Raw genomic sequence first — 14,430 nt, 5'->3', positions numbered from 1 at the left:
CCCCGGGGAGAGCGGGCCCCTCACGCATGTGCGTCAGCCGCGTCCGCGCAGCTTGCGGTAGGTGGCGACCAGGGCCTGCGTCGACGCGTCCAGACCGGGCACGTCCGCACCGTCGGTCAGCGCGGGCTCGACGCGCTTGGCGAGCACCTTGCCGAGCTCGACGCCCCACTGGTCGAAGGAGTCGATGTTCCACACCGCGCCCTGGACGAACACCTTGTGCTCGTACAGGGCGATCAGCTGGCCCAGCACGCCGGGGGTGAGCTCGGTGGCCAGGATCGTGGTCGTCGGGTGGTTGCCGTGGAAGGTCTTGTGCGGGACCAGCGATTCCGGTGCCCCCTCCGCGCGGACCTCCTCGGCCGTCTTGCCGAAGGCCAGCGCCTGGGTCTGCGCGAAGAAGTTGGCCATCAGCAGGTCGTGCTGGGCCGCCGGGGCCGCTTCCAGCTCGGCCACCGGCTTCGCGAAGCCGATGAAGTCGGCGGGGATCACCTTCGTGCCCTGGTGGATGAGCTGGTAGTAGGCGTGCTGGCCGTTGGTGCCGGGCGTGCCCCAGACCACGGGGCCGGTCTGCCACTCCACCGGTTCGCCCTCGCGGTCGACGGACTTGCCGTTGGACTCCATGTCCAGCTGCTGCAAGTACGCGGTGAAGCGGGAGAGGTAGTGGCTGTAGGGGAGCACCGCGTGCGACTGCGCGTCGAAGAAGGCGCCGTACCAGATCCCCAACAGGCCCATCAGGAGGGGGGCGTTCTCCTCGGCGGGCGCCGTGCGGAAGTGCTGGTCCATCAGGCGGAAGCCGGCCAGCAGGTCGCGGAAGGCGGCCGGACCGATCGCGATCATCAGGGAGAGCCCGATGGCCGAGTCGAAGGAGTAGCGCCCGCCGACCCAGTCCCAGAACCCGAACATGTTGGCCGGATCGATGCCGAACTCGGTGACCTTCTCGGCGTTGGTCGACAGCGCCACGAAGTGGCGTGCCACCGCGGCCTGGTCGCCGCCCAGTCCCGCGAGCAGCCAGCCGCGCGCGGACGTGGCGTTGGTGATGGTCTCGATGGTGGTGAAGGTCTTCGAGGCGATGATGAACAGCGTCTCGGCGGGGTCCAGGTCGCGTACGGCCTCGTGCAGGTCCGCACCGTCGACGTTGGACACGAAGCGCACGGTCAGGGCGCGGTCGGCGAAGGCGCGCAGGGCCTCGTAGGCCATCGCGGGGCCCAGGTCGGACCCGCCGATGCCGATGTTGACGACGTTCTTGATGGGCTTGCCGGTGAAGCCGGTCCAGGCCCCCGACCTGATCTGCTCGGAGAAGGCCGCCATCTTGTCGAGGACCGCGTGCACGCCCGGGACGACGTTCTCGCCGTCCACCTCGACGACGGCGTCCGCCGGTGCGCGCAGCGCGGTGTGCAGGACCGCCCGGTCCTCGGTCGTGTTGATCTTCTCGCCGCGGAACATGGCCTCGCGCAGCTCGGCCACGCCCGTCGCCGCCGCCAGCTCGCGCAGCAGCTCCAGCGTCTCGTCGGTGACGAGGTGCTTGGCGTAGTCGATGTGCAGGTCCCCGACCCGCAGGGTGTAGCCGGCGCCGCGGCCGGGATTCTCCTCGAACAGCTGCCGCAGGTGCGTCTGCCCGAACTCCTCCCGGTGCTTGCCGAGTGCCAGCCACTCGGGCGTCCGGTTGAGCTTGGTACGTGCCGCCCGGCGCCCGCCGCCCCCCTCGCTCGACGCGCTTCGCGTGGCCGCCTGATTTGCGTTCATCTCGGACATCAACCCACTTCTTCCGTCCTGTCGTGCCCCGCCGATCACCAACCTAAGGGATCACAAGCGGCACAACGCACGCAAAGAGGCCCGGCCCCGCAGGGGAGATTCCTGCGGGGCCGGGCCTCACGTCCTGGTCACCGGGCGGTGTCAGATCTCGCCCCGGAGTTTGGCGAGCGCCTCGGCGAGGATCGCCTCGCCGTCGGCGTCCGAGCGGCGTTCGCGCACGTACGCCAGGTGCGTCTTGTACGGTTCGGTGCGCGGCGGCGCGGGCGGGTCGTCCCGGTCCTGACCGGCCGGGAACCCGCAGCGCGGGCAGTCCCAGGTGTCCGGCACCTGCGCGTCGCTGGCGAAGCTCGGCTGCGTCTCGTGCCCGTTCGAGCACCAGAAGGAGATGCGCAGGCGGGGCGCGGACTCGCCGCGCTCCGCCTCGCCCATCGGCCCCGCTCCGACCCGGCTACCACGGATCGCGTTGCCACTTGCCACGGTCGTAACTCCCTGCGTGATGGTGCCGCGGAGTATGAGTGGAATTCCCGCCGCGGAGCGCCCAAGTCTACGTAAGGCCCAACGCACGTCCAGTGAGCGGAGTTACTGATTCCGCGCCGTGGACGCCAGCCTCATCATAGGCAGGGCGATGCCGACCGGGCCGCCGGAATGGCGAGAACGGTCAGCTGCTCGACTTCATCACCAGGCCGAGCGCAACGATGCACGCGAACCAGAGCAGACCCACCACGACGGTCATGCGGTCCAGGTTCCGCTCCGCGACGGAGGAGCCGCCGACCGACGACTGCATGCCGCCGCCGAACATGTCGGAGAGGCCGCCGCCCTTGCCCTTGTGCATCAGCACGAGCAGCATCAGCAGGGCGCTGAAGACGATCAGGGCGATCGAGAACCCCATAATCACGGCTGATTCCTACTTTCTGGCTTCTCAGGCTTCCGGCTTTGCGAGATGTGCGCGGGGGCCGGGGGCTGGCGGTCCAGCCCCGGCCCCCGCAAGGGTACGACGGATCGGCCCTACCGCATACTCACTGGTCGCGGAAGCGGACGATCTTGACGAACTCGTCCGCGTCGAGCGCCGCGCCGCCGATCAGGGCACCGTCGACGTCGGGCTGGGCCATGATCGCCGCGATGTTCCCGGACTTCACGGAGCCGCCGTACTGGATGCGGACCTGGTCGGCCAGCTCCTGCGAGTACAGCTCCGCGAGGCGGCCACGGATCGCCCCGCAGACCTCCTGGGCGTCCGCGGGGGTGGCGACCTCCCCGGTTCCGATGGCCCAGACCGGCTCGTAGGCGATCACGATGGACTCGACCTGCTCGGCCGGGACGCCGCTCAGGCCGCCGTCGAGCTGGGCGAGCGTGTACTCGACCTGCTGGCCGGCCTTGCGGACGTCCAGGCCCTCCCCGACGCACAGGATCGGGGTGATCCCGTGCTTGAAGGCGGCCTTGACCTTGGCGTTGCAGATCTCGTCGGTCTCGCCGTGGTACTGGCGGCGCTCGCTGTGGCCGACGGCCACGTACGTGCACTTCAGCTTCGACAGCATGGGGCCGGAGATCTCGCCGGTGTAGGCACCGGAGTCGTGCGCGGAGATGTCCTGCGCGCCGTACTTGATCTTCAGCTTGTCGCCGTCGACCAGGGTCTGGACGGAGCGCAGGTCGACGAAGGGCGGCAGGACCGCGACCTCGACGGCGTCGTAGTCCTTGTCGGCGAGCGCGAAGGCGAGCTTCTGGACGTGGGCGATGGCCTCCAAGTGGTTGAGGTTCATCTTCCAGTTGCCCGCCATGAGCGGGGTGCGCGTGGTCATACGGGTTCAGCCCTCCAGGGCGGCGAGGCCGGGGAGCGTCTTGCCCTCGAGGTATTCGAGGGAGGCGCCGCCACCGGTGGAAATGTGGCCGAAAGCGTTCTCGTCGAAGCCCAGCGTGCGGACCGCGGCGGCGCTGTCGCCGCCGCCGACGACGGTGAACGCGTCACTGTCGACGAGTGCCTGCGCGATCGCGCGGGTGCCTCCGGCGTAGTCGGGGTGCTCGAAGACGCCCAAGGGACCGTTCCAGAAGACGGTCGCCGCGTCGGCGATCTTCGAGGCGTACAGCTCGCGGGTCTTGGGACCGATGTCCAGACCCTCCCTGTCGGCGGGGATCTCGTCCGCGCCGACGGTGATGTACTCGGCCGGGGTCTTGCCCTTGAGGTCGGGGAAGTCCGTCGAGGCCAGGACGTCGACCGGCAGGACGATCTCGACGCCGGTGGATTCGGCCCGGGTCATGTACTCCTTGACCTTGTCGACCTGGTCCTTCTGGAGCAGGGAGATACCGACCTCGTAGCCCTTGGCGTAGAGGAAGGTGTAGGCCATGCCGCCGCCGATCAGGAGGCGGTCGGCCTTGCCGAGCAGCTCGTCGATGACGGCGAGCTTGTCGGAGACCTTGGCGCCGCCGAGGACCACGACATAGGGGCGCTTGACCTCGTCCGTCAGCTTCTTCAGGACGCCGACCTCGGTGGCGATGAGCTGGCCGGCCGCGTGCGGGAGCCGCTTGGGCAGGTCGAAGACCGAGGCGTGCTTGCGGTGGACGGCGCCGAAGCCGTCGCCGACGTAGACGTCGGCGAGCTCCGCCAGCTGGTCCGCGAAGGCGCCGCGCTCGGCGTCGTCCTTGGAGGTCTCGCCGGCGTTGAAGCGGAGGTTCTCGACGACGGCCACCTTGCCGTCGGTGAGGGCGGCGACGGTCTCCTTGGCGGAGGAGCCCACCGTGTCGGTGGCGAACGCGACGTCCGCGCCGAGCAGTTCACCGAGGCGCGCGGCGGCCGGCGCGAGCGAGAAGGCCGGGTCCGGGGCGCCCTTGGGGCGGCCCAGGTGCGAGGCCACGATGACGCGGGCACCGGCCTCGGCGAGCTTCTCGATCGTGGGCTGGACGGCGCGGATACGGCCGTCGTCGGTGATGGTGCCCTCGGCGAGCGGGACGTTGAGATCCGCTCGGACGAAGACCCGCTTGCCCTTGACGCCTTCGGCGAGCAGTTCGTCGATCGTCTTCATGTGTTTCTGACTCCTTTGGGCGCCCGTGTCGGGGGCGAAGAACGACTGGCAAGCTACAGGGTCCGGACTGCGCATCGTCGCGCGGCCCGGACCCTGTGCTTCACATCGTGGTGTCAGCCCTGGAAACTCAGAGCTGGCCGCCGACGAAGACCGTCAGGTCCACGAGGCGGTTGGAGTAGCCCCACTCGTTGTCGTACCAGCCGACGACCTTGACCTGCTTGCCCTGGACCATGGTCAGGGAGGAGTCGAAGGTGCAGGACGCCGGCCAGTTCACGATGTCGGAGGAGACGATCGCGTCCTCGGTGTAGTCGAGGATGCCCTTCAGCTGGCCCTCGGAGGCCTTCTGGAAGGCGGCGTTGATCTCGTCCTTGGTGACCTCGCGGTCGAGCTCCAGCACGAGGTCGGTGACCGAGCCGGTCGGGACCGGGACGCGCATGGCGATGCCGTCCAGCTTGCCCTTGAGCTGCGGGAGCACCAGTGCGGTGGCCTTGGCGGCACCGGTGGAGGTCGGGATGATGTTCTCGGCGGCGGCGCGGGCGCGGCGCAGGTCCGAGTGCGGGAAGTCCAGGATGCGCTGGTCGTTCGTGTACGCATGGACCGTCGTCATCATGCCCTTGACGATGCCGAAGTTCTCGTCCAGGACCTTCGCCATCGGCGCCACGCAGTTCGTGGTGCAGGACGCGTTGGAGATGACGTGGTGCTGGGCCGCGTCGTACTTGTCCTGGTTGACGCCCATCACGATCGTGATGTCCTCGTCCTTGGCCGGGGCCGAGATGAGGACCTTCTTCGCGCCGGCCGCAAGGTGCTTGGCGGCGTCGGCCTTCTTCGTGAAGATGCCGGTCGACTCGATGACGATGTCGGCGCCCAGTTCGCCCCAGGGGAGGTTCGCGGGGTCGCGCTCGGCGAACGTCTTGAAGGTGTTGCCGCCGACGGTGATGGTGTCGTCGGTGTGGGACACCTCGGCCTTGAGACGGCCCAGAATGGTGTCGTACTTGAGAAGGTGCACCAGGGTGGCGTTGTCCGTCAGGTCGTTGACACCGACGATCTCGATGTCCGCTCCCTGCTCCAGGAGGGCCCGGAAGTAGTTACGGCCAATGCGGCCAAAACCGTTGATGCCTACGCGGATCGTCACGAACCGATCTCCTCGTTGGTGCGCCGGTGAGAGCGCCGGCGAGCTGAAATGGGATGTCCCCGACCGCTTACGACCCTACCTCTCCGTGAGCTTTTGGGTGACATCGGTCGAGGCCTGACACTCCCCCCACTTCGCGGGGGTATCCCCTCCGGGGCCCGCTCCGGACGCTCCGGCGCGGGCCCCGGGGACCTTGGTCCCGGTCACTCTGGGTGAGCGCCGAGGGTGGCGCTGATCAGCGGTGGAGCGAGCGGAGCGCCTTACCGACGAGTAGGGCGCGGTCCGCCGCCGCGGGCAGGTGTTCCAGGCCGAAGCCCAGAAGTACGGTGTCACGCGTGGTCACCGAGGCATAGGAGCGGAAGAGCTCTCCCGTACGGGACCAGTCCCCCGCGACGTCGGGGCTCCCGGCGGGCGGGCCCTGGGCCGCCCAGGCGCCGAGGGAGGTCTCGAACCCCTCGGCCGCCTGCTCCCCGCCGCCGGTCGACAGGCGCACCTCGTCGGCGAAGACGCCGCGTCCGCCGGAGCCCGGGTCGGTGATGTAGGACAGCGAGAGCTCGACGGACCGGCCCGCGTAGGCGCTCAGGTCGAAGGAGACCTGCTTCCAGCCGCCGGAGGACCCGGTGAAGGTGTTCCACCGGCCGCTGGTGCCCTGCGGGGTGCAGCCGCGGCCGTCCAGCGTGAGGTAGTGGCGCAGGAACGGGTGGCCGTTGATGAAGAATCCGGCCGCGCACTCCTCGGGGACGGCCGGGCTGCTCAGGCCGCCCGCCTCCGGCAGCATGGTCCAGTCGTCGCCTCCGGCGCTGCGGGCCTCCAGCGCGGCGTGGTCGTAGCCCCCCTCGGTGTTCCAGTTGAGGGCGAGCTTCAACTGCGGCCTGTCGGCTGCGGTGACGCCGGTCAGGTCGATGGTGCGGACGAGCCGCTTCCAGTCGTTGTCGGTGTGCAGCGCCGAAGCCATCCCGGTGCCCGCGTAGGGGGCGTACGGATTCGTGATCCCGGTGTACCGGCCCGCCTGCGCGCTCTTGAACCGGGGGAACTGCGCGGGTGCCAGGGTGTCGGAGGTCACCGTGTAGGCGCCGGGGGCGTTGAGCGGGTTGTCCGCGGCGTCGCCGAGGCCGCCGCCGGTGTCCCGCAGGGCGCCGGCGCCTGCGAAGCCGGTGGCGCCGGGGGTGCTGGTGCGGCCGTAGGCCCCGAGCCAGTACTGGCTGAAGTCGTTGGTCACGGCGCGGCCGACCTGGGCGTTGCCCCCGGCCAGCTCGCCGGCCTCGATCAGCCTGCCGCCTTCGTTGAGGAAGTCGCGCACCGCCAACTGCGTGTCCCCGCCCGGTGACGTGGCCCCGGTGTAGTGCACGGCCGTACCGAAGTGGGAGAGGACCCCGAGGTGGTGCGGGACACCCTGGACGGCCACGTCCCAGACCGCCGCGGACCGGCCGTTGGCACGGAGCGCGTCGACGTACTTCCCTGCGTGCCGGGCGGCGGCCCCCTCTTCCGCGATCACCAGGACGTCCGCGCGAGGCCGCTCGGCCACCGTGTACGTGAAGTGCTCGCTGGAGACCCGCCTGCCGGAGCGGTCGCGGCCGGTGAACCAGACCTCGACCCGGTCGCCGGGCCTGGCCCCCTCGACCTCTGCCCGGTACTCGTCGAACCAGTTGTTGTCCTCGCCGCCGTAGACCTCTCCGCCCTTCCATGCCTTGAGGTCCTCGCCGCGGGTGCGGCCGCCGTTGATCCGGTAGTTGAGCTCCTTGTCCTTGAGCGCCCTGCGGGCCGTGACCGCGACCTCCTGGTCCTGCCCGCGGGCCGCATAGGAGGTGGTGAAGGAGTCCGGGGTGAAGTCGGGCGCGCTCAGGCCCACGGAGGACACCGGGCGGTCCGGGTGCGCGGCGCTCTCGCCGACCGCGAGGGCGAAGGGCACGTTCTTGGCGAACTCCTCCTGGATGAGCTTCTCGTCGTCCGGGAAGTTGAAGCCGGAGGCGCAGTCCTCGGGCTCCCACCGGTCGTTCGGGTCGCTCGCCGAGGCGGTCTGGCAGGTGGTCATCTCCGGGGTGAACATCATGACGCCGTTGACGTTGGCGCCGTGGCCGTCGGCCTCGCCGTTGGTCGTGTAGAGCTCCGAGGACACCTGCGGGTAGTAGCCGGGGACCGCAGGGTTCTCGGGGGTCCCGGCGAGGGCCTTGTAGGCCACGTCGTCGGGCGTGGGGGTGGCCACCTGCCAGCCCACGCCGTAGAGGATCAGCTCGGCGGCGGAGTGGTAGTTGACGGCGTAGTCGAAGCCGATGCGCTTCTCGAAGGCGTCGAGGGCCACGGTCTCGGGCTCGGAAGACGCCTTGGGGCCGCGGTAGGTCTCGCCGGCCCGGTCGGGCGAGGAGCCCTCGTTGTCGTAGCCCCACTTGTAGGCGAAGTTGCGGTTGAGGTCGACCCCGTCGCCGGTGGTGATCTTTCCGTCGCCGTTGTTGTCGCGCAGGTTCTTGCGCCACAGCCGCCGGCCGTCGGCGGCGTGCGTGTAGTCGTAGCCGTCGGGGTTGGCGCTGAGCAGGAACCACAGCTCGGTGGAGTCCACCAGCTTCGTGATCCGCCGGTCCTTGCCGTAGTTGTCGAGGGTGTGGTGCATCAGCCGCCGGGTCATCTCGGGGGTGATCCACTCGCGGGCGTGCTGGTTGGACATGTACAGCACGGAGGGCTTCGAGCCGTCCCTGGTCCTCTTCGCGTTCCTGCTGACCTTGAGGGCGAGAATGTCCTTGCCCTGGACGGTTTTGCCGATGGAGACGACCTTGGTGAGCGCCGGGTTCTCCCGGGCCGTGCGCAGGATCTCCTCCTGGAGGCCGCCCCTGCCACTGTACGGGCGGAACACGCCGTCGCCGGCCGTCCCGGCCCGGGCCCGGGCCCGGGCCGGCAGCTTGCGCTCGGCGAGCACGATCCCCTGGGCGGCCAGCTCGCCGGCCTGGGCTCCGGTGAGGAAGAGCTCGACCCGGGAGGTCCCGGATTCAGGGGCGCGTTCGGTGAGCTCGTGGGCGTCCTGGCCTGCGGCGAGGACCAGCGGCACCTGTTCCCTGGTGATCTCGGCGTCGTAGACCCGCACCTCCTCGGCGCCGGATGCGTCGGCGGCGGACGCGGCGGCGCCGCCGGGCTGGGCCTGGGCCGCCGCGGGCAACGCGGCGAGTGTGGTTCCGATGGCGAGTGCGCTTGCGGCGAGGACGACTCTCGCGCGGTGACTCATGTGCCCCCCTGGGCGTCGGCTGCCACGAAAGGTTCGGACGCCAGACTCAAGACCGCCCATGCTCATGTCAATGGGGCATACCGCGAAGGGCCCGCACGAGTGATCGCGCGAGCCCCTTCCGCAGCAGCGGGCGTCCCGCCCGGCGGGGTCTATCCGGCCATGTTGTCGGCCATCTCCTCGCTGAGGTCGAGGTTCGACTCGGTGCCCGGGATGCCCAGGTCCTGGGCCCGCTTGTCGGCCATCGCCAGCAGGCGCCGGATCCTGCCGGCGACCGCGTCCTTGGTCAGCGGCGGGTCGGCGAGCGCGCCGAGCTCCTCCAGGGAGGCCTGCTTGTGCTCCATGCGCAGCCGGCCGGCCGCGGCGAGGTGCTCGGGGACCTCCTCGCCGAGGATCTCCAGCGCGCGCTGCACGCGGGCTCCGGCGGCCACGGCGGCCCGCGCCGAGCGGCGCAGGTTGGCGTCGTCGAAGTTGGCGAGGCGGTTGGCGGTGGCCCGCACCTCGCGGCGCATCCGCCGCTCCTCCCAGGCCAGCACCGACTCGTGCGCGCCGAGGCGGGTCAGCAGCGCGCCGATGGCGTCGCCGTCGCGCACGACGACCCGGTCCACTCCGCGCACCTCGCGTGCCTTCGCGGCGATGGAGAGCCTGCGGGCGGCGCCCACCAGGGCCAGGGCGGCCTCCGGGCCGGGGCAGGTGACCTCCAGGGAGGAGGACCGGCCCGGCTCGGTGAGCGAGCCGTGGGCCAGGAAGGCGCCGCGCCACGCCGCCTCGGCGTCACAGGTGGCCCCGGAGACCACCTGCGGGGGAAGACCCCGGATGGGGCGCCCGCGGCCGTCCACGAGTCCCGTCTGGCGCGCCAGCTGGTCACCGCCGGCCACGACGCGGACCACGTAGCGGCTGCCGCGGCGCAATCCGCCGGGCGCCATCACCACGAGGTCCGAGGAATGGCCGAAGATCTCCAGGATGTCCTTGCGCAGGCGTCGGGCGGCGATCCCGGTGTCCAGCTCCGCCTCGATGACGATGCGGCCGCTCACCAGGTGCAGCCCGCCCGCGAACCGAAGGATCGCCGAGACCTCCGCCTTCCTGCAGCAGGTCCGGGTGACGGGCAGGCGGGAGATCTCGTCCTTCACCGCAGGCGTCATCGCCATGGGCCGATCCTTCCATGCATCCGAAAAATACGGTCGTACGCGGCGGCCAGCAGTTCCGGGTCGTGCTTCGGCGAGCCGTCCTGCCTGGCCACGGGCGCCAGCTCGACCGCCGCACCGAACCGTTTCGCGGCATCGGAAAGGGACTCGCGGTCGGGCACGGCGGCCTCGTCGGCCAGCACCACGTCCAGGGCGAGTTTAGGGGCGTGTCGGGCCAAAACCTCCAAATGACGCTGCGGAGAGAAGCCCTCTGTTTCGCCGGGCTGCGGTGCGAGGTTCAGCGACAGGACCCGCCGGGCCTTGGTCTCGACGAGCGCGTCCAGCAGTTCCGGCACCAGCAGGTGCGGGATCACGGAGGAGAACCACGAGCCCGGGCCCAGCACGACCCAGTCGGCGTCCAGCACCGCCGCCACGGCCTCCGGCACGGCCGGCGGGGCGCTCGGCACGACCTGCACGGAGAGCACCTCGCCCGGGGTCAGGGCCACGGTGGCCTGCCCGCGGACGGTGTCGACGTCCTCGGGCCGGGCCGGATCGTGTCCCCTGACCAGCGCCTGGAGCTCCAGCGGCACCGCCGACATCGGCAGCACCCGGCCCTGCGCGCCCAGCAGCCGGCCCACCAGGTCGAGGGCCTGGACGGGGTCGCCGAGCTGTTCCCACAGGGCGACGATCAGCAGATTGCCGACGGCGTGCCCGTGCAGGTCGCCCTCGGACTGGAAGCGGTGCTGGATGACCCGGGACCAGGTCTGGCCCCAGTCGTCGTCCCCGCACAGCGCCGCCAGCGCCTTGCGCAGGTCGCCGGGGGGCAGCACGCCGAGCTCCTCCCGGAGCCGTCCGCTGGAGCCGCCGTCGTCGGCGACGGTGACCACGGCGGTGAGGTCACCGGTGATCCGGCGCAGGGCGGCGAGGGAGGCCGACAGGCCCTGGCCGCCACCGAGCGCGACCACTTTGGGCGTGGCGCCCCTCCGGCGGCCGGAGCGGCCCGTGCCGTCCTCTCCCCGTCCCGGGGTGAGGCGGCGCAGGCGGCTCAGCCGCGGGGTCCGTGCGGTCACTCGCGCCCCATGTCCCTGTGGACGACGACGGTCTCGACCCCTTCGGAGGCGAGGCGGGCGGCGAGCTTCTCGGACATGGCCACGCTGCGGTGCTTGCCGCCGGTGCACCCGACCGCGATGGTCACGTACCGCTTGCCCTCGCGGCGGTAGCCGGTGGCGATGAGCTGGAGCAGCTCGGTGTAGCGGTCGAGGAACTCCTTGGCGCCGGGCTGGCCGAAGACGTACCCCGACACCTCCTCGTTGAGCCCGGTGAAGGGGCGCAGCTCCGGGACCCAGTGCGGGTTGGGGATGAAGCGGCAGTCGACGACGAGGTCGGCGTCGACGGGAAGGCCGTACTTGTAGCCGAAGGACATGACGGTGGCCCGCAGCTCGGGCTCCTCGTCCCCGGCGAACTGGGCGTCCATCTTGGCGCGCAGCTCGTGCACGTTCAGGCTGGAGGTGTCGATCACCAGGTCGGCGTCGCCGCGCAGCTCGCGCAGCAGGTCGCGCTCGGCGGCGATGCCGTCGGTGATGCGGCCGTCGCCCTGGAGCGGGTGCGGGCGGCGGACCGACTCGAAGCGGCGGACCAGCGCGTCGTCGGAGGACTCCAGGAAGACGATGCGGCGGGTGACGCCCTTGCTGTCGAGGTCGGCGAGGGACTCGCGGAGGGCGTCGAAGAACTGGCGGCCGCGGACGTCGACGACGACCGCGATGCGGGCCACGTTGCCCTGGGAGCGGGCGCCGAGCTCCACCATGGTGGGGATCAGCGCCGGTGGGAGGTTGTCGACGACGAACCAGCCGAGGTCCTCCAGACACTTGGCGGCCGTGCTGCGGCCGGCCCCGGACATGCCGGAGATGATCACCAGCTCGGGGATGGCCGCCTCGGCGGTCTCGCCGGGCTCCATGGTCGTGCCCGTACTCACCTGTGCTCCGTCTCGGTCGTGCGTGGTCTCGTGCTCGGTCATTGCTCGGTCCCCCGTTCGGACGATGCTCCCGCTGGCGCGGGGTTCTCATCCTCAATGATCTCTCCTGTGGCCGTGTTGACCGCAGGACCGGCGGGGGCCGCCCCGGCGAGGGCCGCGGCCACCGTCTCGGCCGTCTTCCGTCCTATGCCCGGGACCTCGCAGATCTGGTCGATTGTCGCCTGTCTCAGCTTCTTCACCGAACCGAAGTGCTTCACCAGAGCCTGCTTGCGGGTCTCACCCAGCCCCGGCACCTCATCCAGGGGACCCGACTTCAGGCGCTTGCCGCGCTTGCTGCGCTGGTACTGGATGGCGAAGCGGTGGGCTTCGTCACGTACCCGCTGGAGCAGGTAGAGGCCCTCGCTGGTGCGCGGCAGGACGACGGGGTCGTCCTCGCCGGGCAGCCAGACCTCCTCCAGCCGCTTGGCGAGGCCGCACACGGCGACGTCGTCGATGCCGAGCTCGTCCAGGGCGCGCCGGGCCGCGGCGACCTGCGGCTGCCCGCCGTCGACCACGACCAGCTGGGGCGGGTAGGCGAAGCGCTTGGGCCTGCCGTCGTCCTCGGGCGGCACGTCCTCGCCGTCCTGGGGGTCCCACTCCCCCGTCTTCGACTTCTCCAGGAGGTAGCGGCGGAAGCGCCGCGAGACCACCTCGTGCATGGACCGGACGTCGTCCTGGCCCTCGAAGGACTTGACCTGGAAGCGCCGGTACTCGCTCTTGCGGGCCAGGCCGTCCTCGAAGACGACCATGGACGCGACGACGTCGTCCCCCTGCAGGTGGGAGATGTCGAAGCACTCGATGCGCAGTGGTGCGCCGTCCAGCCCCAGAGCTTCGGCGATCTCCTCCAGCGCCCGGGAGCGGGTGGTGAGGTCGCTGGCGCGCTTGGTCTTGTGCAGGGCGAGGGACTGCTGCGCGTTGCGGTGGACGGTCTCCATGAGGGCCTTCTTGTCGCCGCGCTGCGGTATCCGCAGGCTGACCTGGGACCCCCGCCGCCCGGCGAGCCACTGGGCCAGCGCGGATGTGTCCTCGGGGAGCGCGGGGACCAGCACCTCCTTCGGGACGGACTCGCCCTTCTCCTCGCCGTAGAGCTGCTGGAGCGCGTGCTCGACCAGTCCGGCGGTGTCGACGGCCTCGACCTTGTCGGTGACCCAGCCGCGCTGGCCGCGGACGCGGCCGCCGCGGACGTGGAAGATCTGCACGGCGGCTTCGAGCTCGTCCTCGGCGACGGCGATCAGGTCGGCGTCGGTGGCGTCGGCGAGCACCACGGCGTTCTTCTCCATGGCCCGGCGCAGCGCCCCTATGTCGTCGCGCAGCCGGGCGGCCTTCTCGTACTCCATGTCCTCGGCCGCGATGCGCATCTCCTTCTCCAGCCGGGAGAGGTAGGCGCCGGTGCGGCCGGCCATGAAGTCGCAGAAGTCCTCGGCCAGTTCGCGGTGCTCCTCGGGGGTGACGCGGCCGACGCAGGGCGCGGAGCACTTGCCGATGTAGCCGAGGAGGCAGGGCCGGCCGATCTGGGCGGAGCGCTTGAACACTCCGGCGGAGCAGGTCCGTACCGGGAAGACCCGCAGCATCAGGTCGACGGTCTCGCGGATCGCCCAGGCGTGGGCGTACGGGCCGAAGTAGCGCACGCCCTTCCTCTTGGGTCCCCGCATGACCTGGACCCGGGGGTACTCCTCGTTCAGGGTGACGGCGAGCGAGGGGTAGCTCTTGTCGTCCCGGTACTTGACGTTGAACCGGGGGTCGTACTCCTTGATCCAGGAGTACTCCAGCTGGAGCGCCTCGACCTCGGTGGAGACCACGGTCCACTCCACGGAGGCGGCCGTGGTCACCATGGTGGCGGTACGGGGGTGCAGGCCGGCGACGTCCTGGAAGTAGTTGGCCAGGCGCTGGCGCAGGCTCTTGGCCTTCCCGACGTAGATCACCCGGCGGTGCTCGTCGCGGAATCGGTAGACCCCCGGGGAGTCGGGGATCTGCCCCGGCTGGGGGCGGTAGCTGGAAGGGTCGGCCATGCCGACCACCCTACTGGCGCGCGCCGACAACGAACCGCAGCAGTTCGGGCCGGTCCGCGGATCCGCGGGGTCCGCGGACCGGGGCTCGCGCGGCCCGGGGGGCCTGGCCCGGGCCGAGCCGGGCCGCAGGTCGAGACGGCGTCCGAGCGTCCGGCCGCGGCGCCGCGGCCGGACGGGGAGGCCCGGCCC

11 protein-coding genes are annotated in these 14,430 nt (G+C 70.9%); all 11 read right to left on the bottom strand.

The genetic code is table 11. The features are described from left to right. Positions 1 to 33 precede the first annotated feature (33 nt). Positions 34 to 1,740: a glucose-6-phosphate isomerase gene (gene pgi / locus ACFW2G_RS31750; protein WP_384585378.1), complete on the bottom strand. Its 1,707-nt coding sequence runs from the start codon at positions 1,738 to 1,740 to the stop codon at positions 34 to 36. Between the two features lie 150 nt (positions 1,741 to 1,890). Continuing rightward, positions 1,891 to 2,226: an RNA polymerase-binding protein RbpA gene (locus tag ACFW2G_RS31745; RefSeq protein ID WP_078557164.1), complete on the bottom strand. Its 336-nt coding sequence runs from the start codon at positions 2,224 to 2,226 to the stop codon at positions 1,891 to 1,893. A gap of 181 nt (positions 2,227 to 2,407) precedes the next feature. After that, complete coding sequence (secG, locus tag ACFW2G_RS31740) at positions 2,408 to 2,638, bottom strand: preprotein translocase subunit SecG (RefSeq protein WP_037930074.1); 231 nt, start codon at positions 2,636 to 2,638, stop codon at positions 2,408 to 2,410. A 127-nt stretch (positions 2,639 to 2,765) separates the two neighbouring features. Next, positions 2,766 to 3,542: a triose-phosphate isomerase gene (gene tpiA, locus ACFW2G_RS31735; protein WP_037930071.1), complete on the bottom strand. Its 777-nt coding sequence runs from the start codon at positions 3,540 to 3,542 to the stop codon at positions 2,766 to 2,768. Positions 3,543 to 3,548: 6 nt separating this feature from the next. Further along, a complete protein-coding gene (locus tag ACFW2G_RS31730) occupies positions 3,549 to 4,760 on the bottom strand; it encodes a phosphoglycerate kinase (protein WP_384456061.1) in 1,212 nt (403 codons plus the stop codon). A 127-nt stretch (positions 4,761 to 4,887) separates the two neighbouring features. Beyond that, a complete protein-coding gene (gene gap / locus ACFW2G_RS31725) occupies positions 4,888 to 5,892 on the bottom strand; it encodes a type I glyceraldehyde-3-phosphate dehydrogenase (RefSeq protein ID WP_037930065.1) in 1,005 nt (334 codons plus the stop codon). A 232-nt stretch (positions 5,893 to 6,124) separates the two neighbouring features. Further along, positions 6,125 to 9,100, bottom strand: a complete 2,976-nt coding sequence (locus ACFW2G_RS31720; protein WP_384585373.1) for a M14 family zinc carboxypeptidase — start codon at positions 9,098 to 9,100, stop codon at positions 6,125 to 6,127. A 149-nt stretch (positions 9,101 to 9,249) separates the two neighbouring features. Then, on the bottom strand, positions 9,250 to 10,245 hold the full coding sequence (gene whiA, locus ACFW2G_RS31715) for a DNA-binding protein WhiA (RefSeq protein ID WP_030009075.1): 996 nt from the start codon (positions 10,243 to 10,245) through the stop codon (positions 9,250 to 9,252). Continuing rightward, positions 10,236 to 11,291 (bottom strand): uridine diphosphate-N-acetylglucosamine-binding protein YvcK, encoded by a 1,056-nt coding sequence (gene yvcK, locus ACFW2G_RS31710; protein WP_037930059.1) that lies wholly within the window; start codon positions 11,289 to 11,291, stop codon positions 10,236 to 10,238. Before yvcK ends, whiA begins: the two co-directional genes overlap by 10 nt. Continuing rightward, positions 11,288 to 12,235 carry an RNase adapter RapZ gene (gene rapZ, locus ACFW2G_RS31705; protein WP_384456069.1) on the bottom strand — a complete coding sequence of 316 codons (948 nt, stop codon included), beginning with the start codon at positions 12,233 to 12,235 and terminating at the stop codon, positions 11,288 to 11,290. The genes yvcK and rapZ overlap by 4 nt, the downstream gene beginning before the upstream one ends. After that, on the bottom strand, positions 12,232 to 14,241 hold the full coding sequence (uvrC, locus tag ACFW2G_RS31700; protein WP_384585375.1) for an excinuclease ABC subunit UvrC: 2,010 nt from the start codon (positions 14,239 to 14,241) through the stop codon (positions 12,232 to 12,234). The genes rapZ and uvrC overlap by 4 nt, the downstream gene beginning before the upstream one ends. Positions 14,242 to 14,430 lie beyond the last annotated feature (189 nt).

The sequence above is a fragment of the Streptomyces sp. NPDC058880 genome (genome assembly GCF_042742535.1).
Lineage (GTDB): Bacteria > Actinomycetota > Actinomycetes > Streptomycetales > Streptomycetaceae > Streptomyces.
Note: the sequence above shows the minus strand (reverse complement) of the source record. Positions and strands in the feature narration are given on the sequence as shown.

Bases quoted from the DNA above. Each gene is read 5' to 3' on its own strand.
- pgi (WP_384585378.1), bottom strand. From the start codon at position 1,740: ATGAACGCAAATCAGGCGGCCACGCGAAGCGCGTCGAGCGAGGGGGGC.
- secG (WP_037930074.1), bottom strand. From the start codon at position 2,638: ATGGGGTTCTCGATCGCCCTGATCGTCTTCAGCGCCCTGCTGATGCTG.
- tpiA (WP_037930071.1), bottom strand. From the start codon at position 3,542: ATGACCACGCGCACCCCGCTCATGGCGGGCAACTGGAAGATGAACCTC.
- ACFW2G_RS31730 (WP_384456061.1), bottom strand. From the start codon at position 4,760: ATGAAGACGATCGACGAACTGCTCGCCGAAGGCGTCAAGGGCAAGCGG.
- ACFW2G_RS31720 (WP_384585373.1), bottom strand. From the start codon at position 9,100: ATGAGTCACCGCGCGAGAGTCGTCCTCGCCGCAAGCGCACTCGCCATC.
- whiA (WP_030009075.1), bottom strand. From the start codon at position 10,245: ATGGCGATGACGCCTGCGGTGAAGGACGAGATCTCCCGCCTGCCCGTC.
- rapZ (WP_384456069.1), bottom strand. From the start codon at position 12,235: ATGACCGAGCACGAGACCACGCACGACCGAGACGGAGCACAGGTGAGT.
- uvrC (WP_384585375.1), bottom strand. From the start codon at position 14,241: ATGGCCGACCCTTCCAGCTACCGCCCCCAGCCGGGGCAGATCCCCGAC.